Below are 20,608 nucleotides of genomic sequence, written 5' to 3'. Positions count from 1 at the left end.
CATGCGCATCGGTGTGATCACCGGCTCCGGAAGCTACGACTGGCCCCACTTGGAGAGGGCGGCCGAGCGGACCGTCGTCACGGACCACGGCGTCGTCACCGTCACCGAAGGACGCCTGCGGGGCACGGAGATCGTGCAGCTGTCCCGGCACGGCGCCGGTCATCACCGGCTCTCCAGCCAGGTCGACCACAAGGCGAACCTTTCCGCTCTGCTGGCCTGCAAGACAGAGGCCGTCGTGTCCTTCACCGTCTGCGGCTCCCTCGACCCGGCCGTCCGGCCAGGCTCCCTGGTCGTCTTCGACGACCTGTACTTCCCCGCCAACCGGCTGCCCGACGGCACCCCGTGCACCTGGTACGACACGCCCGGCGCGGCCGGCCGCGGGCACTGGATCTTCGACCGGCCCTTCAGCGAGCCGCTGCGCCAGGCGCTGATCTCCGCCGCCGAGCAGACCGGGGTACCCGTCGTGCCGCAGGGCGTGTACGGGCACGTCGACGGCCCCCGGTTCAACTCGCGCCCCGAGGTGGCCGCCCTGGCCGCGGCCGGGGTGTCCGCCATCAGCCAGACAGCGGGCCCGGAGGTCGTCCTGGCCGGCGAGGCCGAACTGCCCATGGCCCTGGTCGGTTTCGTCACCGACTACGCCAACGGCGTCGCCCCCGAACCGGAACCGGTGCAGGCCCTCCTCGACCGCATGGAGGCGAGCAAGGACATCTTCGCGACGCTGGCCGGACACGCGCTCCCTTCCCTGGACAGGGTTACCGGGGCCGGCTTCGTCTACCGGTTCGGCGCATGAACACCCCCGGCCCCCCGGGCACTCCCGCCATCCTGATCATGGTCAAGGCGCCCCGTCCCGGACTCGTCAAGACCCGGTTGCACCCGCTGCTGAGCCCTCTGCGCTGCGCCGTTCTCCAGGCCGAACTGATCCGCCACACCGTTGAACTGGCCACCGCCCACACCCCCAGGGCCTACCTCGCCTACGACCCGGGCGAAGGCGAGCACGCCAGCAGCACGGCAGTGCCCGCCGGCGTCCGCTTGCTGCTCCAGCGCGGCGGACACCTCGGAGAGCGCCTGGCCGCGGCCGTGACCGACGCCTTCGCCGACGGCGCGGGACCCCTGCTGGTCGTCGGCACCGACGCACCGACCCTCACCGGCAGCCATCTGACCGCCGCCTTCACCGCCCTGGAAAGTCATGACGTGGCACTGGGCCCCGCACTGGACGGCGGCTACTACCTGATCGGCCTGCGCGCTCCCCACACCTCCCTCTTCGCCCTCGGCCCGGAAGTCTGGAGCACCGACCGGGTACTGACCGCCACCCGCGCCCTCGCCCGTGACGGCGGGCTGAGCACGGGGACGCTCCGTCCGCTGCGGGACCTGGACACCCCCGCGGACGCGGCGGCGCTCCTGATAGATCCGGTGCTGCCGCCACGTATCGCCGCTCTGCTCCGGCCCGAGGAGGCGTCATGCCCCTGACCCCGCCCCGAGTCTCGATCATCGTCCCGGTCCTGAACGAGGAAGCCACCATCCAGAGTGCGGTGAGCCGCCTGTGCCGGGACTTCCCCGACTGCGAGCTGATCGTCGTGGACGGCGGCTCCACCGACGCCACCGTCGAACTCGCGGCCCTCCACGCCACCGTGGTGACCAGCGAGCGTGGCCGGGCCAGGCAGATGAACGAGGGCGCCCGTCACGCCACCGGCGACATCCTCTGGTTCGTCCACGCCGACACCGCGGTCGACCCGGCCGCGCTCGGCCAGATCCGCGCCTGCCTCGCCGACCCCCGCGTGGCGGGCGGCGGTCTCACCATCCGTTTCGACCGCAGGACCTTGGCTCTGGCGTATCTCGCGTGGACGTCGAACGCCCGGGCCCGCCGACTGCACCACATCTTCGGCGACCAGGCCATGTTCGTCCGCCGCACCGCCTTCGACAGGCTCGGCGGCTTCCCCGACCTGGCCATCATGGAGGACCTGGAGATGTCCCGGCGCCTGCACCGCCATGGCCGGCTGTGCCTGCTGCCCGCGACCTCGACGGCCTCCTCACGCCGCCTCGTCGCGCACGGCACATGGCGCATGATCGCCTTCATGCAGTACCTCAAGCTGCTGTACTTCGCCGGCGTCGATCCGGAAGCCATCCGCACCCGCTACGCCGCGGGGCCCCGCCTGTTCGGGCGCAGACGCGCGGCAGCGGCGCGCACCACCCGCACCTGAGCCCCGGCTCTCGCTCGCTCCTTCACCTCTCCCTCCTCTTTCCGCCCCTACCCTTCGACTTCTTGGAGACCTGTCCTCATGCGCATCGCAGTCAGCGGAGGCCCCTACGGAAACCCCTACGCCCTCCAGGCCTTCGTTGACGACGCCCGCGCCCGCAGCTGCGAGCGCCTGTTCTGTCTGGGTGACTTGGGCGGTTTCGGCGCCGACGTGAACGCACTGTGGCCGATCCTCGCCGACAACGACGTCGAGTGCGTCGCCGGGAACTACGACGTGGCGATCGCGCGCGGCGACACCGACTGCGGCTGCGGCTACCGAGACGCCAAGGACAACGAGTACGCCCAACTCATCTACGACCACACCCTCGCCACCACCAGCCGCGACTTCGCCGCCTGGATGGGCACCCTGCCCACCGAGCGCCGGGAGACCATCGACGGCGTCGACGTGCACATGGTCCACGGCTCGACACTGGCACTGAACGACTTCTGGTGGGAGTCGCTCCCCGAGGAGCAGCACCGACTGCGCGCCGAGGCATCAGGGGCCGACGTCGTCCTGTGCACGCACAGCGGCCTGCCCTGGCAGCGGCAGGTCGACGACACCCTGGTGGTGAACGTCGGAGTGCTCGGCAAACCGGCCAACGACGGCCGTCAAGAGGTCTGGTACGCGATCCTCGACCTGGACGGCGGGCGCCCGACCGCCGAGCTGGTCCCTCTCTCCTACGACTGGCAGGCGCAGGCCGCCTCGATGCGCGCCGCCGGGCTCCCCGAGATCTTCACCGAGACCATCGAGACCGGCTGGTGGACCACCTGCCTGGAGATCCTCCCGCCGCGCGAACGCTCGCGCGGCCGCTTCCACCTCTACCGCTCCACCCTGCCGAGCGGATTCCAACCCGCGGACGACGGCTGGGGCGAGACAACCACCGGGGCCATGGAAGGCGACCGCCCCGTCGTACCCCTCTTTGGCACGGCATACTTCCCGTCGCGGCTCTGGGTCTACACCAACTTTCACTGCAATCTGGCCTGCGACTACTGCGCGGTCGCCTCCTCTCCCAAGGCGGCACCCCGCACCCTGCCCGCGACCGACTTCCACGCACTCGTCGACGAGGCCGTGGACGCCAGGTTCACCGAGCTGTACGTCACCGGCGGCGAGCCCTTCCTCCACCCCGACATCGTCGGCCTCCTCGACTACGCCACCACGCGACTGCCCACCGTCGTCATGACCAACGCGATGCTGCTGCGCGGCCGCCGCGCCGCCGGACTCACCGCGCTCGCGGGCCGCAAGCTCACCGTCCAGACCTCCCTCGACGGCGCGACACCGGCCGCGCACGACGCACACCGGGGCTCCGGTTCCTGGCTGCGCACTCTGGACGGCATCCGCCACCTCGTCGACCTCGGGCTGCCCCCGCGGGTCGCCCTCACCGAAACCCCGGACAACACCGATGAGATCCCGGCGGTCGCCGCACTGCTGGCCGAACTCGGGCTGCCCGCCAGCCACTTCGCCGTACGGCCGCTGCTGCGCCGAGGCTTCTCGGAGACCGGGGCGGAGATCGGCGAGGACTCCAGCATCCCGGAACTGACCGTCACGGCCGACGGCCTGCACTGGCACCCCGCCGGCGCCGACCTGGCCACCAGCCCCGATCTGTATCTCGCCCCCGCGGGCACCCCGCTCGCCGCGGGCAAGGAGCTGGTCACCGAGCGGTTCTTCACCGCCCGTCTGAACGACGGCAGCCTTCCCCGCCCGGTCCACTGCGCCGTCTGACCCGTACCCGTTCTCGTACTCGTACGAAAGGGAGTCCACCATGCAGCAGCAACACCGCCGCCCACACGTCGCGATCCTCGGCGCCGGACCCGTCGGCCTGGACGCCGCCCTCGCCTGCGCCGACGCCGGATGGCCGTTCACCGTCTACGAGGCGGCGGACACGGTCGCTGCACATGTACGCGACTGGGGTCACGTCCGCCTGTTCACCCCCTGGGACCTGAACGTCTCGCGCCGGATGCGCGCCCACGTCCCGCACGCGCCCGTCGGCGACGGGTGTCCCACCGGCAGCGAGCTCGTCGGCGAGCTGCTCGCCCCGGTCGCACAACTCCCGGTGCTGGAAGGGTGGATCCGCTACCGCACCTCCGTGGTCGCCGTCGCCCGTACCGGCCTGCTCAAACACGAACAGATCGGCACCGACAGGCGGGGCGCGGCCCCGTTCACGCTCCTCCTCGACAGCCCGGACGGCGAGGAGACCGCCGAAGCGAGCCTGGTCCTGGACTGCACCGGAACGTACTCCCACCCCAACACCCTCGGGCAGGGCGGCATCCCCGCCCCGGGCGAGCGGGCCCTGCACTCCCGCATCACCCGCACCCTCCCCTCGACCGACGGCGGTGATCCCGACCGCTGGGCGGGGACCGTTCTCCTGGTCGGCGCCGGAAAATCCGCCCAGACCGCCGCGCGGGACCTCGCCGCGCTCCCCGGGACCCGTCTCGAATGGGTGGTACGCAGCCCCGCGCCCGACTGGGGAGCCGTCCCCGACGACACTCTCCCCGGCCGCCAGGAGCTCGTCTCCACCGCACGGGCCCTGGCGACGGGCGCGCACGATCGCGTCACCGTCCATACCGGCGCCCACGTCCAGTCCCTCTCCACCGCCCCCGTCGGCCCCGACGGTGACCGCGTGCTCGTACGCCTCGCCACCGCCGACGGTCCCCGCGAGGTGCTCGCCGACCACGTCGTCTCGCTCACCGGCTACACCGGCGACCACACCCTCTACCGTCAGCTCCAGATCCATGAGTGTTACGCCACCGGCGCTCCCATGAACCTCTCAGCCGCCCTGCTCGGCGCAGCGGGCGGCGACTGCCTCACCCAGCCCGCCACCGGCATCGCCCAGCTCCGCAGCCCCGAGCCCGACTTCTTCATCCTGGGTGCCAAGTCCTACGGCCGCCTGAACACCTTCCTGCTGCGCACCGGCTACCAGCAAGTCGACGAGATCGCCACCGGATACGCCGGGGTGGAAGGCCCACGCCCGCTCAGCGGGTTTCCCTCACAGGCAGAGGACCCGAATCGCAGGAGCTTGCCATGACCAGCACCACCACCGTCGACCGGCCGGAGCCCTACCGCATCGACCACCCCACGATCCGCATCGTCATGAGCGACATGGTTCTTTCCCGGACCGACCTGGGACCGGATGACCGCGTCCCATCGTTCGACCTGCCCACCACCGACGGCGGCAGGTTCCGCAGCGCCGACCTGGCCGCAGACGACCGACCTGTGCTGCTCGTCTTCGGATCGCTGACCTGCCCGGTCACCGAAAGCTCGGCAGCCGGCATCCGTGACCTGCACTCCCGATACGGCGATCGGATCCGGTTCGTCCTCGTCTACGTACGCGAAGCCCACCCCGGTGCGACGACCCCGCAACCGAAAACACTGGAGCAGAAGCAGCGCAACGCAACCGCGCTCCGCGCCCGTCACGGCTTCCCGTTCGAGGTCGCCGTCGACGACATCGACGGAGCCCTGCACCGCGCGTTCGGTCCACGACCGAACTCCGCGTACCTCATCGACCCGTCCGGCGTCATCGTGTTCCGCGCCCAGTGGGCCAACGTGACGGGTGCCCTTGGCGACGCCCTCGCCGCTGTCGCGGCGAAGAAGCCACCGCGCAGTGCCGCCGTCGGACACACGGCCCGTGCCATGGCCGCGATGACCGGTCACGCCGACGCCGCATTCGCCACCGCCGGAAAGGGGGCGCTGCGGGACACCTGGAAGGTCGCACCGCCCTTCGGCGCGGCGATCCTGCTGTCCCGGCTGTTCAGTTTCCTCCCACCCGGCCGCCGCGGCCTCCCCACGATGGCGCTCATGGGACTGATGACGGCCGCGGCGCTCATGGGCATGGTGATCCTGCTCCTCTGACGGCCCGCACGACCGACAGTGGCCGGCGAGCGGCGCGCCGGGGCGCAACCGGGGCGGAGCTGCCTCGTTCGATCAGCCGGACTACGAGAGAACCACCGGTACAGCCCCATGTCGGTCCCCGCGCCGCGCGCTGACCGAGGAGCGCGACGTGAACCTGCGGCAAGGCGGTCACGTAGGCATCAACGCCTACTGTGGCCCCTTTGCTCAACAGGAGACGTACCTTGATATCTGCTACCCAGGCAGCGTCACACCCCGAGATGGCCCGTGTGCCTGGCGTTGCGCTGCGGCGAGTCTCGACGCTGAAATGACGCTCGTTCTGATGGGCTGTCGGGCGTGTTGCTGGGCTGGTCAAGCCCCGTGAATCGGCGTGGTCGCAGAGGCAGGGCCGGGGAATAGGTTCCGTTGAGCAATCGGGAGATGGCCGCGGCGGCATCATGGCGGGATGGACCACAATCTCAGCGGGCTGAGTACCCGGGAGTTCGAGCACGTGTCGCAGGCCCTGGCCCAGGAGATCCTCGGGTCGGGCGTCTCCGCCTTCGGGGATGGCAAGGACGGCGGGCGGGAGGCAACGTTCGAGGGGCGGGTGCCCTACCCGAGCGAGCTTGAGGCATGGGACGGCTATGGGGTCGTGCAGGCCAAGTTCCGTCAGCGCACGGATCAACAGCCCCAGGACGCGGTCTCGTGGCTGAAGGGGCAGGTCAAAGAGGAATTCGAAGCGTGGCTGAGCCCGACGTCGAAGCGGGAGCGGCTGCCCGAGTATCTGATCTTCACCACCAATGTGATCCTGACTCCCGTACCGGGCAGCGGAGGCATTGCCCAGATCGAGCAGTTCGTGTCCATGTATGCGGCACGCCTCGGGCTCAAGGGCTGGGCGGTATGGCACTACGACCAGCTGTGCCGCTACCTCGATCGGTACGACTCCATCCGCCGTACCTACGCTGGTGCAATCACTTCCGGTGACGTCCTCGCGCAGTTGCTCGACTTCATGTCTGCCGGACACAAGTCCAGGTCAGATGCCCTCACTGCTGCGACCCGTGCGTCGCAGCACCGCCGTGAGGCACGACTGAGCCTGGTGCCCGAGGACCGTGTCGATGCCGTTCTGGGCTGGGCTGACAAGTCCTCACGGCCGGTGGTGACCGTCCCTGCCGGCACCCTGGCGGTTCTGGTCGCTCCGATGGGAGCGGGCAAGAGCGAGGAGGCCGAGCGTTGGTGGCGGGAAGGGCTCCGCGAGGCTGCGGGGCACGCTGACGCGGTGATCCCTGTATGGGTGGATGCGGGCAAGGCCGTACCGGATCTGCTGGATGCGATCACGCGCGCGGGCGGCGAGCCGGCGAGTCGACTCGGACGTATCGTGATCGACGATCTCGATGGGATCTCACCCGAGCAGGTTGCACAGCTCCTGTACCAGGCCAGGCTCCTGCTGGCCGCCCACCCGGCCGCCCGGATTCTCGCCACGTGCAGACCTGGAATCGAGCTGGACAGGGCTGTGGTGCACGAGGTCGCCCCGTGGTCGGTGCGGAGAGGCACGGAACTTCTGGACCTTGTGATCGGCGACGACGCGCGCATGCTTTTCGAAGAGCGAGAAGTGCAGGACCTGCTGACAAGCCCCCTTCAAGCCCTGTCCGTCGCCTCCCGCCTGCTGGCCGGTGAAGACGCACGGGTGTCCAGCCTGGAGCTACTGTCCGGTCTGGCCGCGTCCGTCATCAAGAGACGGCGCAAGGGCTTCCCAACCTCACAGACCTGGGACCGCCTTGCTCGTCTCGCCGTAGACGTCCTGAATTCCGGAGGTCCAGTCCCCGCTCAGCACTTTGGGCATGAAGCCGAGGTGTGGGAGCTGACCGACACCGGTCTGGTCGTCCAGGAACCTGGGGGCCTCCGCTTCGCCTTGCCTGTCTTCGAGCAGCACTTCGGCGCCCAGGCCCTGCGCAAGGGCTCCGTACTACCGGAGGAGATCGTCACTGCCGACGCCTTCCCCTGGTGGCGCTACGCGATCGCATTCGCCGTGAGCGCGAGTGCCCCGGACGAAGCGGAGAACCTCATGCTCCGCCTTGCTCGGGCCAACCCCGCAGCCGCTTCCTGGACGTTCGACGAGATCGCGCGGGGCGAGAAGCAACACCATGGCATGCACGAGGCTGAAGACAGGGCCAGGACCACCATCGCCCGACTGGGCCGGGTGGACCGCGACGAACTCCAAACCGCTGAAACCGCAGGCACTTGGCTGCGGGAGGCGCTCGAAGCCCTTGTTGAGGGTTTCGGTCCGCTGAGCGGCTCGCTTGTTGAAATGCGGGATGGACGGCTGCCTCGGTGGGGAGTGTGGGCGAAGGAGGGCTGGGTTGCCATCTCTCCGTCGAGAAACTCCTCCGAGCCGCCCGTAGTGACTCCACTCGCCTCGCACCCATCGAACCGCGAAGACCTCGAATGGCGATGGTGGAGTCAGCACCTCTTTCCCGGAGCCCCGCTGGGCAGGTGGGGCTGGGCCCGCGAACAGATCCGCGAGCCCCTTGAGCGTGTAGTCCGACGTGGTGCTCTTCTGGTGCCGCCGGATTCCCCGTTGGCCCATGAGCGACTGTGGCACCTTGCGCAGCGACTCCGCCAGGGAAACATGCCCCGCGATGGCGTCTCCGTGCCCGAAGTGCGCCGGCGAGTTGAGGCGATGATGGAGCATGTGCGGACATCCATGCGGTACGCCCATCAAGTTGCGGGCTACACCTACGACGCGGCGGACATCCGGTGGATGCACTCCCAGTTGGCCGGGGTTACCGACGCGGTGCTGAGCAGACCGTACGGCGAACCGGATCAGGAAAACCCTCGGCACGAATGGATGTGGCAGGACTATTCCCCGTTGCTGACACTGAGGATCACCAGGCAGATTCTGCGAGACGCCCTGATCGGCTACCGACAGCTGGTGGAGCTGAACTTCCCATCCCTCGCCCCTGCGCTGGGCCTGTACAGCGCCCTGCCTGTGAGCGCTGAGGGCATGTTGGTCATGCCGGAGGACGACACGGACGGGTCCCACAGCGGCTTGATCTATACCCTCCGTCCCAAGACCGCAGGGCGCCGCAATGACCCACCTGAGGTGGACCTGGATCTGTGGACCGAGCCGGGGTTCGGCCCCACCTCCCCGTTCCCCGGTGGGCCGGTCGAATCCAAGACGAACTTCCATCGGCCGTACTACGTAGATCGCGAACTGACCACGGGATCGTCCCGCCCGGCGACTGAGCTTGCCTATGAGTGGCTTATCCGTGACTTGAAGGCGGTTGGCTGGCTGGGTGTGAACGTCCATCTCTCCGTATGAAAGACGTCAGGGACGGCGATCGGCCAGACACGCCGTCCAGCTTCCGTAGTGGGTGATGGCCGAGCCGGATGCCGCCGTTGCGCCAGTCGGCCGACCGGCCGCGCGCGGCGCTCACCTTCTACTGGCCGTTCCAACGGCGCCAGGTCCGGGTGGCAGGGCACTGTAGAGCCCCGCGTCCGCCGAGCAGAGCGCCGCGGATCTCCTGGCCCGTCTCGGAGCAGATCGCCGCGGTGCTTCCGCTGAGCTACAGGGGCTGACCTGCGCGAACGTACCCTTCCAGGCGCCCGTCCCAGGGGCCCTGTGGGACGTATGTGGGATCCACGGATCCCCGGGAACCGTGGGACGCGAGCGCCCCACGGTGAGCACTCCAGTGCACAACGTCTCCTTCGAGAGCGGTGTACCAAAGTGCCAACTAACTCTCTGATTCCGCTCCTCGAGGCGCTGACGCTACTTGGCATCAGTACAGGTCATGGACATCGCCTGGTGCCAAGTAGGAATCTTGGTCACAGTGTGCGACTGCGGGCACGGCGGTCGGTCCGTCCGCTTCTCCCGTGTACGGGACACCTGTGGCTCTGCCGGCCGGCGTCCGGACAGCGTGCCCGCCGCGAGGGCGGGCGGGCCGGTGGCGATCGGCGGCCCGCTCCCGAAGCGGGCGTGGGGATCCACCTGGCGGTCATCCCGCGGTCTCCCCATATACCCCTAGCGGGTATGCCGGGGCGTGTCGGGCGCATCGCCGCACACCACGGAATCCCGCAGGGCCCGCCCTCGCCGGCCCGGGTCCCAAGCGGGCGGCCCGGCGTACCATTGCTCCCGATCCGGTGCGCGTACGGCATCGTTCGTACGCGTACCGGCTCCGCCCCCGTGGACCGCCGAGCCGGAGGTACCAGCGGATGAACGACGCCTCTCCCGTGCGCCCCGACCCGGGGCTCTTCGGGCCCAGGTCCGTCACCTGGCAGCTGCACGGCGATCCGATGATGTGGATCGCGGGCGTCCGCGCCCTCTACCTCCAGGCACTCCACCCGCGCGCCGTGCGCGGGGTCACCCAGAATGCGGACTTCCGCCGGGACGCCTGGGGCCGGCTCATGCGCACGGCGTCCTTCGTCGGCACCATCACCTACGGCACCACCGACGCCGCCGAACAGGCGGGCGCCCGGGTCCGCCGGATCCACCGCGCCCTCAAGGCCACCGACCCGGACACCGGGGAGACGTACGGCGTGGACGAACCGGACCTGCTGCTCTGGGTGCACTGCGCCGAGGTCGACTCCTACCTCCAGGTCCAGCGTCGCTCCGGCTTCCCCCTCACCGACGCCCAGGCCGACCGGTACGTCGACGAACACCGCACCGGCGCCCGCCTCGTCGGCCTCGACCCGGACCGGGTGCCCGCCACCACCGCCGGACTCGCCGCCTACTTCGACCGCGTACGCCCCGAGCTCGCCGCCGGATCCGAGGCCGCCGACGTCGACGCCTTCCTCCGCAGCCCGCCCGTGCGCCCCTGGCTCGTTCCGGCGCGCGCCCTGCTGTGGCGGCGCGTGGCGGTACTCGCCTACCAGTCCCTGCCTCCGTACGCCCACGCCCTGTACGGCAGACCGGTCCCGCCGCCGGCCGCCGTCGACCGGCGGTTGCGCGCCACCGGCGCCGTCCTGCGCGCGATCCCGGACCGGGTGCGCTGGCAGCTGCCGCCCGGTCACATCCTGCGGGCGATGGCACGCCTGGGACCCGACAGCCGCCCCGCCGCGTACAGACTCCGCTGACCGGCCGCCATACTGGACGGGCCGGGGAGGGCGTGGCGCCGGCAGCGGGGAACAACGGGGGCGGGAAGCGGCAGATGGCGGACACCAGGCTGATCCAGAGCCGGTACCGGCTGCTCGAACTGATCGGGCGCGGCGGCATGGGCGAGGTGTGGCGCGCCCGCGACGAGTCGCTGGGCCGTCAGGTCGCCGTCAAATGCCTCAAACCCATGGGGCCCCAGCACGACCGGGCGTTCACCCGCGTCCTGCGCGAACGTTTCCGGCGCGAGGCCCGGGTGGCCGCCTCGCTCCAGCACCGGGGTGTCACCGTCGTACACGACTTCGGCGAGTACGAGGGCGTGCTGTACCTCGTCATGGAGCTGCTCGACGGGCACAACCTGAGCCAGCTCCTGGCGGAGAACCACCAGCATCCGCTGCCCGTCGAGCACGTCGTCGACATCGCGGAACAGGTCGCCGACGCGCTCGGCTACACCCACCGGCAGGGCATCGTCCACCGCGACCTCAAGCCCGCCAACATCATGCGGCTGACCGACGGCACGGTGAAGATCTGCGACTTCGGCATAGCGCGCCTCGGCCACGACATCGGCATGAGCTCCCGGCTCACCACCACCGGTCTCGCCATGGGCACCCCGCACTACATGTCGCCCGAGCAGATCAGCGGCAAGGAGGTCGACCACCGCAGCGACCTCTACTCGCTGGGCTGCGTCCTGTACGAGATCGCCACCGGCGTACCGCCGTTCGACCAGGAGGACGCCTGGGCCGTGCTCGTCGGACACCGCGACACCCCGCCGGAACCGCTGCGCAGCCACCGTGCCGAACTGCCCGGCTTCTTCGACCGTGTCGTCCTCGACCTGCTCGCCAAGGCCCCCGAGGAGCGGCCCGCGGACGCGGGCGACCTGCGCCGCCGCATCGTCCTCGGCCGGACCGGGGAACAGCCCGCGCTCGGACCGGGCCCCCTCACGCACTCGGGGGCCGGTCGGCCACCGGCGCCGCGCGAGACCGCCCTGCCCGCCTGGAGCCGTGCCATGACGGCCGGTCACCGGGCTGTCGGCGCGAGAGGCCCCGGTGCCGAACGGCCGGACCCGGCCGCCGGACTGACGGGGCAGTGGACCACCGCGACCGCCACCGCCCCGCACTCCCACACCTTCGTCTCCGTGTCCGCAGGGCCCCCCGCCCCGGAGCTCCTCGCCACCTGGGAGGGCCGCCACAGCGCGGGCATCGACCTCGGCCGCCTGGGCCGCTGGGAGGAGGCGGAGCAGGTGCACCGGGAGGTCGCCGACCAGCGCGGCCGCGTCCTCGGCCCGGACCATCCCGACACCCTCGCCAGCCGCTACGAGATCGGTCTCACGCTCAGCCGTACGGGCCGGGCCGAGGAAGGGCTGCGCGAGTTCGCCCGGGTCGCAGAGGGGCGCGAACGCGCCCTGGGCGCCGACCATCCGCAGACGCTCGCCGCCCGCCAGGCGACCGCCCACGCCCTGGGCCGCATCGGCCGGCACGCCGAGGCCCACCAGGTGTACGAGGCGGTGCTCACCGTCCGCGAACGCGCCCTGGGCCCCGACCATCCCGACACCCTGCGCTGCCGGCACAACCTCGCGTTCAACCTCAGCCGCCTCGGCCGGCCCGAAGAGGCCCGGCAGCTGGCCCGGGAGGTCGCCGACGCCCGCGCCCGGCTGCTCGGACCGACGCACCCCGACACCCTCGCGACCCGCTACGAGGAGGCGTACACCCTGGGCAGGCTGGGCCGCTGGGCGGAGGCGCTGGAGACCTACCAGGACGTCGCGCGGGCCCGTGCGAGCACCCTCGGGGCCGACCACCCCGACACCTTCGCCGCCCGCTACGAGGCCGGCATCAGCCTCGGCCGGCTCGGCCGTGACGCGGAGGCGCTGGAGCTGTACCGGTCCCTGGTCGCCGACCGCACCCGGACCGCGGGAGCGGCCGACCCGGAGACGCTGCGCGCCCGCCACGGTCTCGGGGTCAACCTGGGGCGGACGGGCCGCTGGGAGGAGGCGCTCGCGGAGGCGCGTGACGTCTGCGCCCTGCGGGAACGCACCCTGGGGCCCGATCACCCGGACACGGTGATCAGCCGCCGGGAAGTCGCCGCGGGCCTCGGCTGGCTCGGCCGGTGGAGCGAGGCCCTGGCGGCGTACCGGCAGGTCGCCGACGCGCGCGCCCGGGTGCTGGGCCCCGACCACCCCCAGACCCGGGCGGCCCGCGACGACGAGGCGCACTGCCTGGAGCGGCTGGAGCGGCTGGGGCGGTCGGCGGACGCCGCACGCTGATCCACGCGGACGGTTCGGACGCCCCCTGGCCGGCCCACCGCGCGGAACGTGGTGCCGCCGAACTGATCCGCCCGCCCCGCCCACGAGCCTGCTTCTCCGTGCGTCCGTCCCGCCGCCTCTGGTCGGGACGGCCGACGGCGTGTTACGAAGGTGCATGCCCGCACCCCAGTCGCCCGCACCCCGGACACCCGCAGGCCGGACCGCCGCCCGGGAGTCCTCCGGACCCGGAGCGCCCGCCCGGGACCGCTACGACGCCGTGATCGTCGGCGGCGGCCACAACGGCCTGGTCGCCGCCGCCTATCTGGCGCGCGCCGGACAGTCGGTGCTCGTCCTGGAACGTCTCGGCACCACCGGGGGAGCGGCGATCTCGACCCGCCCCTTCGCCGGGGTCGACGCCCGGCTCTCGCGCTACTCGTATCTGGTGTCCCTGCTGCCCGACAAGATCGTCCGGGACCTCGGTCTCGACTTCGCCGTACGCAAGCGGACCGTCTCCTCCTACACCCCCGCTGTACGCGACGGACGTCCCACCGGGCTGCTGGTCGCGGGCGAGGGGACCCGGGAGTCCTTCGCCGCGCTGACCGGCGGCGAGGATGAGTACGCGGCCTGGCAGCGGTTCTACGCCATGACGCGGCGGGTCGCGACACGCGTCTTCCCGACCCTCACCGAGCCGCTGCCGGACCGGGACGCGCTGCGCGACCGGATCGACGACGCCGACGCCTGGCGGATGCTGTTCGAGGAGCCGCTCGGAGTGGCCGTCGAGGAGAACTTCACCGACGACCTGGTGCGCGGGGTCGTCCTCACCGACGCCCTGATCGGCACCTTCGCCGACGCCCACGAGACCTCGCTGCTCCAGAACCGGTGCTTCCTCTACCACGTGATCGGCGGCGGCACCGGCGACTGGGACGTCCCCGTCGGCGGCATGGGCGCGCTCACCGACGCACTGGCCGCCGCAGCCCGTGCGGCGGGCGCCGAGATCCGCGTACGGCACGAGGCGACCTTGATCGAGACCGACGGCGAGGCCGCCGAGGTCACCGTCCGCACCCCGGACGGCGAACACGTCGTCGCCGCCCGCCGGGTGCTCGTCAACGCCTCCCCGCAGGCGCTCGCCGCCCTGCTCGGCGACACCCCGCCCCCGCCCGCCGAGGGCGCCCAGCTCAAGGTGAACATGCTGCTCACCCGGCTGCCGAAGCTCCGCGACCGGTCCGTCGACCCTCGGCAGGCGTTCGCGGGAACGTTCCACATCGCCGAGGGGTACGGGCAACTCGCCGACGCCTACCGGGACGCGGCGGCGGGCAGGCTGCCCGCCGCCCCGCCGTCCGAGATCTACTGCCACTCGCTGACCGACCCCTCGATCCTCGGCCCCGACCTCTCCGCGCGCGGCTACCAGACCCTCACCCTCTTCGGCCTGCACGCCCCGGCCCGGCTGTTCTCGGACGACAACGACGGTGCCCGCGCCGCCCTGTTGAAGGCGACCCTGGCCGAACTGGACACGCATCTGGAGGAGCCGGTCACCGACTGCCTGGCCCTCGACGAGAGGGGTGAGCCCTGCATCGAGGCCAAGACCCCGCTCGATCTTGAGCGCGAACTGCGGCTGCCCGGCGGCCACATCTTCCACCGCGACCTCTCCTTCCCGTACGCGGACGAGGGCACCGGGCGCTGGGGCGTGGAGACCACGCACGCCAATGTGCTGCTCTGCGGGGCGGGCGCGGTGCGTGGTGGCGGCGTCAGCGGGGTCCCCGGCCACAACGCGGCGATGGCGGCGCTGGGGCGGTGACGAGTCCCGGTCCGACCGTCCGGCCCGCCGAGGCCTGTCACGTGCGGCCCGTACTGTCCGGACCGCCTGGACCGTCCATGCCGCCTGGACCGCTCATGCCGCTCGTGCCGTCCGGACCGCCGAGGCCTGTCCCCGGCGGCCCGGACCACTCGTGTCGCCCGGACTGTCCGGACCGCTCGTGCCACTTGTGCAGTCCGTGCCGCCCGGCGTTCCGGGGTTCCGGTGCCTCGGCGGCCCGGTGCCGGTCAGTCCGCCGACGGCACCCAGCCCGTCGCCTCGATCCGGCCGGCGTCCCGGGGCCGTTCCGCGTCGAAGACCGTGCGGAGGCCGTCGCGGACCCGCAGCCCGTCCACGTACGCGCCGCGCCCCACGTACAGCCGGTCGGTTGTGTAGCGCCACCGCAGGCGTACGTCCCGGCCGTGCCAGGCCGTCAGGTCCGCCTCCAGCCGGTGCCAGACACGCCCCGACCAGCCGGACACCGAGCCCGCCGGGTGCGGGCGCGGGGCCGGGCCGTGGTGACCGGGGCCCGGTGCGAGGGTGGTGAACGGCACCGGCCGCCAGTCCTGACCACCCGCCGACGCCTCCAGGAAGAGGCCGTCGGCGGCCGGTTCGGTGTCCCACCACAGCGCGCACTCCAGCCGGGCCCGCGCGGAGTTCAGGCGCAGGGCGGGCAGGGCGAGCGTGGCGGTGGACGCGCTCGCCATCCCGGAGAACCAGGCCGTGCGCCCCTGCGCGGGCCGGACCGGAACGGCCCGCGCCAGCTGGTTGGCGGCCGCCACCCGGGGCGCGCTGCCCGAGCGCCAACTCCGTACGGGATGGACGGAGTTGCCCAGCACGATGAGGAAGGTGTCGGTCGACGGGTCGAGCACCAGGCTGGTCCCGGTGAATCCGGTGTGCCCCGCACTGCGCGGAGTCGCCATCGCCCCCATGTACCAATGCTGGTGGAGCTCGAAGCCGAGGCCGTGCTCGTCGCCCGGGAACGCGGTGTTGAAGTCGGTGAACAGGAGGTCGACCGCATCCTCGGACAGGATGCGGGAGCGGCCGTAGACCCCGCCGTTGAGGAGCGTCCGGGCGAGGACCGCGAGATCCCAGGCGCAGGAGAACACCCCGGCATGGCCCGCCACCCCGTCCAGGCTGAACGCGTTCTCGTCGTGCACCTCGCCCCAGACCAGCCCGCGTTCGAGGCCCGACCAGGGCAGCCGGGCGTCCTCGGTGGCCGCGATCTTCGGCCTCCAGGAGGCGGGCGGGTTGTAGCGGGTGCGGTGCATCCCGAGCGGGGCGGTGATCTCCTCGCGGAGCAGGGCGTCCAGCGGGCGGCCGGTGACCTTCTCCAGGACCAGTTGCAGCGAGATCAGGTTGAGGTCGGAGTAGAGATACGCGCTGCCCGGGGTGCTCGCCGGGACCTCGTCCATGAGCATCCGGAGCTTGCCCTCCCGGGTCGGCTCCTCGTACAGCGGGATCCAGGTCCGGAAACCCGAGGTGTGCGTCAGGAGTTGACGGATGGTCATGTGTTGTTTGCCGCCGCCCGTGAAGGCCGGGAGGTATGAGGCGACCGGGGCTTCCAGTCCCAGCTCGCCGCGCTCGATCCGCTGGACCGCCAGGAGCGAGGTGAACAGCTTGGAGACCGAGGCCAGGTCGAAGACGGTGTCCTCGGCCATCGCGATCTGCTGCTCCGCCGGGAACTCCACCCCGGTGCCGGTCTTCTCGTCGTACGCGCTGTAGCGCACCGCCTTGCCGATCGGCCGGTGCAGCGCCACGGTCCCGCCGCGCCCGGCGAGCAGCACCGCGCCCGCGTACCAGGGGTGCGCGGGGGAGTCGGCGAGATAGGCCTCGGCGTCCCGCACGAGCTGGTCCAGCGGCCCCTGGAGCAGTCCGGCGCGCGCGGCGCTCCCGCGCCGCAGCGTGGGCCGGTGCGCCCCTGACTCCATGCCCGCTCCCGTGTCCGCCGCTCTGTCCTTCGCTCCCGTGCCCGCCGCCCTGTCCGCCGTCCCCCCGCCCGGTCCGTTCCGGGCGGCCGCGCCCGCGAGCGGCATCGGCGTCAGGGCGAGCGCACCGCCCAGCGCCAGTATCCCGCCGCCCAGCCGCCGCCGGGCGATGCCGCTCCCGGCCGCGCCGGCACCGGTCGCGGAGCGACGGCCCCCGGCCCGCTCCGGGCCTCCCGGCGCGCCCCGGCCGTCCGCCGCGCGGTCGTTCCCCTGCGTGTCCCCGGTCATCCGCAACTCCTTCCCGCGCCCGACGTCCGGTCACCGGGCCGCGCCCGTGCGCCGGCGCCCGCGCGAAAGTAACTTCCGAAAACTCGCCGAGCAGTGAAAGTTCCTGCCGCCGCAGAGATTACTGTCACCCCCCGGCTCCCGTGCGCGTCCCGGCCCGCAAAGAATCTGACACTGCATCAGAAAAGCTCTTCCCTCGGCCGCCCCACTGCGGCATCCTGCCGCCCATGGAGACGGAACTGAGCCGGCAACTGGGCATCGAGCACGCCATCTTCGGCTTCACGCCGTTCCCCGAGGTCGCCGCGGCCATCACCAGAGCCGGTGGCTTCGGCGTGCTCGGAGCAGTGCGCTACACCGCGCCCGACGACCTGGCGCGCGACCTCGACCGGCTGCACCGACACGCCGACGGCAAGCCCTACGGCCTCGACGTCGTCATGCCGGCCAAGAAGGTCGAGGGCGTCACCGAAGCGGACGTCGAGGCGATGATCCCGGCCGAGCACCGCGGCTTCGTGCGGGAAATCCTGGCCCGCTACGGCGTGCCCGAACTCGCCGAGGGGGAGGCGTCCGGCTGGCGCATCACCGGCTGGATGGAGGAGGTCGCCCGCGGCCAGCTCGACGTGGCCTTCGACTACCCGGTGAAGCTGCTGGCCAACGCCCTCGGCTCGCCGCCCGCCGACGTCATCGAGCGGGCCCACGACCACGGGGTCCTCGTCGCCGCCCTGGCCGGGAGCGCCCGGCACGCCCGGCGGCACGCGGCGGCGGGCATCGACGTCGTCGTCGCCCAGGGGTACGAGGCGGGCGGCCACACCGGGGAGATCGGCTCCATGGTGCTGGTCCCCGAAGTCGTCGAGGCCGTCGCCCCGCTGCCCGTGCTCGCCGCCGGAGGCATCGGCAGCGGCGAACAGGCCGCTGCGGGAATCGCGCTCGGCGCGCAGGGCGTCTGGCTCGGATCGCTCTGGCTCACCACCGAGGAGGCCGACCTGCACTCCCTGGCCCTGACCGCCAAACTCCTGGCCGCCGGCTCCGGCGACACCGTCCGCTCCCGCGCCCTCACGGGGAAACCCGCACGCCAGCTCCGTACCGCATGGACCGACGCCTGGGAGGACGGCGCGGGACCCGGCACCCTGCCCATGCCGCTCCAGGGCCTGCTGGTCGCCGAGGCCGTCTCCCGGATCCAGAAGTACGAGGTCGGGGAGCTGCTCGGCACGCCCGTCGGGCAGATCGTCGGCCGGATGACCAGCGAACGCAGCGTCCGGGCGGTCGTCGACGACCTGACCCGCGGCTTCGAACAGGCCGTCACCCGCATGAACCGCATCGCCGGAAGGAGCGCCACGTGAACCAGCCGCCAGGCGGTTTCTGGGCCCAGGCCGCCGCCGACCCCGACCGCACTGTGCTGATCGCCCCCGACGGCGAGGAGTGGAGCGCGGGCCGGCTGCACGCCGACGTCAACCGCATGGTCCACGGACTGCGCGCGGCGGGACTGCGCGAGGGCGACGCGTTCGCCGTCGTGCTGCCCAACGGCGTCGAGTTCCTCACCGCCCATCTCGCCGCCTCGCAGGCCGGCCTCTACCTCGTCCCGGTCAACCACCACCTCGTCGGACCGGAGATCGCCTGGATCGTCGCCGACTCGGGTGCCCGTGTCCTGATCGCCCACGAACGCTTCGCGGCCGCCGCGACGGCCGCCGCCGACGAGGCGGAACTGCCCGCAACCCACCGCTACGGCGTCGGCACGGTCCCCGGCTGCCGCCCCTACGCCGAACTCCTCGACGGGCACCCCGCCACCCCGCCGCGGGACCGCACCCTCGGCTGGGTCATGAACTACACCTCGGGCACCACCGGCCGCCCGCGCGGCATCCGGCGTCCACTGCCCGGCAAACGGCCCGAGGAGACCCATCTCGGCGGGTTCCTCGGCATCTTCGGCATCCGGCCGTTCGACGAGAACGTCCACCTGGTCTGCTCGCCGCTCTACCACACCGCCGTACTCCAGTTCGCGGGCGCAGCACTCCACACCGGCCACCCGCTCGTCCTGATGGACGGCTGGGCGCCCGAGGAGATGCTGCGCGCCATCGACGCCCACCGGTGCACCCACACCCACATGGTCCCGACCCAGTTCCACCGGCTGCTCGCACTGCCCGACGAGGTGAAGGCGCGCTACGACGTCTCCTCCATGCGGCACGCCATCCACGGCGCCGCCCCCTGCCCCGACCACGTCAAACGCGCCATGATCGACTGGTGGGGGAGCTGCGTCGAGGAGTACTACGCGGCCAGCGAGGGCGGCGGAGCGTTCGCCACCGCCGAGGACTGGCTGAAGAAGCCCGGCACCGTCGGCAAGGCCTGGCCGATCAGCGAACTGGCCGTCTTCGACGACGACGGCAACCGGCTCCCGGCGGGCGAACTGGGCACCGTCCACATGAAGATGAGCACCGGCGGCTTCAGCTACCACAAGGACGCGACCAAGACCCGCGAGAACCGCATCGGCGACTTCTTCACCGTCGGCGACCTCGGTGTGCTGGACGAGGACGGCTACCTCTTCCTCCGCGACCGCAAGATCGACATGATCATCGCGGGCGGCGTCAACATCTACCCCGCCGAGATCGAGTCCGCCCTGCTCGCCCACCCCGCCGTCGCGGACGCCGCCGCCTTCGGCATCCCGCACGCAGAGCGCGGCGAGGAGGTCAAGGCCGTCGTCGAACCGGCCGAGGGCCACGAGCCGTCGCAAGCGCTCGCCGCCGCGCTCATCGCCCACTGCGAGGAGCGGCTCGCCGGGTACAAACGGCCCAGGAGCCTCGACTTCATCACCGCCATGCCCCGTGACCCCAACGGCAAGCTCTACAAACGGCGGCTGCGCGAACCGTACTGGGAGGGCTTCGAGCGCCCGTTGTAGCCCACGACCGGGGCGACCGGCCCGGGAGAGGCAGGCCGCGCTCCTCCCGGACGCGGCCTACCGCCGCTCCTGCACCTGCACCACCGTCCCGCCGCGCCCGGCGAGCGCGCGATGTCCTGCTCGCAGAACCGGGAGCCGCCGCCGCAGATACCGTACCCAGCCAGGAGACGTGCGGTCACCTCACCGGGCTTCGTTCTCCGCCCCGCCCGCTGCCCTCGGGACGGTGCCGCCGTGGCGCATGGGCGCTCCTGTCCGCCTCCCCGCCGGTGTCGGCGGTGTTGGTGGCGTCCGCTGAGCTCCGCCGAGGCCGGCACACGGGCTCAGAGGACCTGTCCCGC

At 71.9% G+C, this 20,608-nt stretch carries 13 protein-coding genes; 12 read left to right on the top strand and 1 reads right to left on the bottom strand.

Features of this window, described 5'->3' with window-relative positions:
- Position 1: 1 nt before the first annotated feature.
- The 10 genes from ACGF2Y_RS23980 to ACGF2Y_RS23935 all read left to right on the top strand — a co-directional run bounded on the left by ACGF2Y_RS23980 (position 2) and on the right by ACGF2Y_RS23935 (position 15,176).
- The gene (locus ACGF2Y_RS23980; protein ID WP_392950943.1) at positions 2–790 is read left to right on the top strand and encodes an MTAP family purine nucleoside phosphorylase; all 789 of its coding nucleotides are present in this window, start codon (positions 2–4) and stop codon (positions 788–790) included.
- Positions 787–1,467, top strand: coding sequence for a TIGR04282 family arsenosugar biosynthesis glycosyltransferase (locus ACGF2Y_RS23975; RefSeq protein WP_392950940.1), 681 nt, complete (start codon positions 787–789; stop codon positions 1,465–1,467). The genes ACGF2Y_RS23980 and ACGF2Y_RS23975 overlap by 4 nt, the downstream gene beginning before the upstream one ends.
- The gene (locus ACGF2Y_RS23970) at positions 1,458–2,198 is read left to right on the top strand and encodes a TIGR04283 family arsenosugar biosynthesis glycosyltransferase (protein WP_392950938.1); all 741 of its coding nucleotides are present in this window, start codon (positions 1,458–1,460) and stop codon (positions 2,196–2,198) included. Before ACGF2Y_RS23975 ends, ACGF2Y_RS23970 begins: the two co-directional genes overlap by 10 nt.
- Before the next feature lie 78 nt (positions 2,199–2,276).
- The gene (locus ACGF2Y_RS23965) at positions 2,277–3,953 is read left to right on the top strand and encodes a radical SAM protein (RefSeq protein ID WP_392950935.1); all 1,677 of its coding nucleotides are present in this window, start codon (positions 2,277–2,279) and stop codon (positions 3,951–3,953) included.
- Between the two features lie 40 nt (positions 3,954–3,993).
- A complete protein-coding gene (locus ACGF2Y_RS23960; RefSeq protein ID WP_392950933.1) occupies positions 3,994–5,256 on the top strand; it encodes a hypothetical protein in 1,263 nt (420 codons plus the stop codon).
- Positions 5,253–6,080 (top strand): peroxiredoxin family protein, encoded by an 828-nt coding sequence (locus tag ACGF2Y_RS23955; RefSeq protein ID WP_392950931.1) that lies wholly within the window; start codon positions 5,253–5,255, stop codon positions 6,078–6,080. Before ACGF2Y_RS23960 ends, ACGF2Y_RS23955 begins: the two co-directional genes overlap by 4 nt.
- 442 nt (positions 6,081–6,522) lie before the next feature.
- Positions 6,523–9,375 carry a hypothetical protein gene (locus tag ACGF2Y_RS23950; RefSeq protein WP_392950929.1) on the top strand — a complete coding sequence of 951 codons (2,853 nt, stop codon included), beginning with the start codon at positions 6,523–6,525 and terminating at the stop codon, positions 9,373–9,375.
- 890 nt (positions 9,376–10,265) lie between these two features.
- Entirely contained in the window at positions 10,266–11,126 is an 861-nt protein-coding gene (locus tag ACGF2Y_RS23945) for an oxygenase MpaB family protein (RefSeq protein ID WP_392950927.1), read from the top strand.
- Between the two features lie 74 nt (positions 11,127–11,200).
- Positions 11,201–13,402, top strand: coding sequence for a tetratricopeptide repeat protein (locus tag ACGF2Y_RS23940; RefSeq protein ID WP_392950925.1), 2,202 nt, complete (start codon positions 11,201–11,203; stop codon positions 13,400–13,402).
- Between the two features lie 154 nt (positions 13,403–13,556).
- A complete protein-coding gene (locus ACGF2Y_RS23935; RefSeq protein WP_392950922.1) occupies positions 13,557–15,176 on the top strand; it encodes a phytoene desaturase family protein in 1,620 nt (539 codons plus the stop codon).
- A gap of 245 nt (positions 15,177–15,421) precedes the next feature.
- Here ACGF2Y_RS23935 and ACGF2Y_RS23930 read toward each other — a convergent pair whose 3' ends face one another.
- Positions 15,422–17,389, bottom strand: a complete 1,968-nt coding sequence (locus ACGF2Y_RS23930; RefSeq protein ID WP_392950920.1) for a serine hydrolase — start codon at positions 17,387–17,389, stop codon at positions 15,422–15,424.
- A 224-nt stretch (positions 17,390–17,613) separates the two neighbouring features.
- Between ACGF2Y_RS23930 and ACGF2Y_RS23925 the strand changes: the two genes are divergently transcribed.
- Together ACGF2Y_RS23925 and ACGF2Y_RS23920 are read left to right on the top strand one after the other, a co-directional pair.
- Positions 17,614–18,723 (top strand): NAD(P)H-dependent flavin oxidoreductase, encoded by a 1,110-nt coding sequence (locus ACGF2Y_RS23925; RefSeq protein WP_392950917.1) that lies wholly within the window; start codon positions 17,614–17,616, stop codon positions 18,721–18,723.
- Positions 18,720–20,270 (top strand): acyl-CoA synthetase, encoded by a 1,551-nt coding sequence (locus ACGF2Y_RS23920; RefSeq protein WP_392950915.1) that lies wholly within the window; start codon positions 18,720–18,722, stop codon positions 20,268–20,270. The genes ACGF2Y_RS23925 and ACGF2Y_RS23920 overlap by 4 nt, the downstream gene beginning before the upstream one ends.
- Positions 20,271–20,608 lie beyond the last annotated feature (338 nt).

The organism is Streptomyces sp. NPDC048142, from assembly GCF_043202835.1.
GTDB lineage: Bacteria > Actinomycetota > Actinomycetes > Streptomycetales > Streptomycetaceae > Streptomyces.
This window is presented reverse-complemented; position numbering and strand designations above follow the sequence as displayed.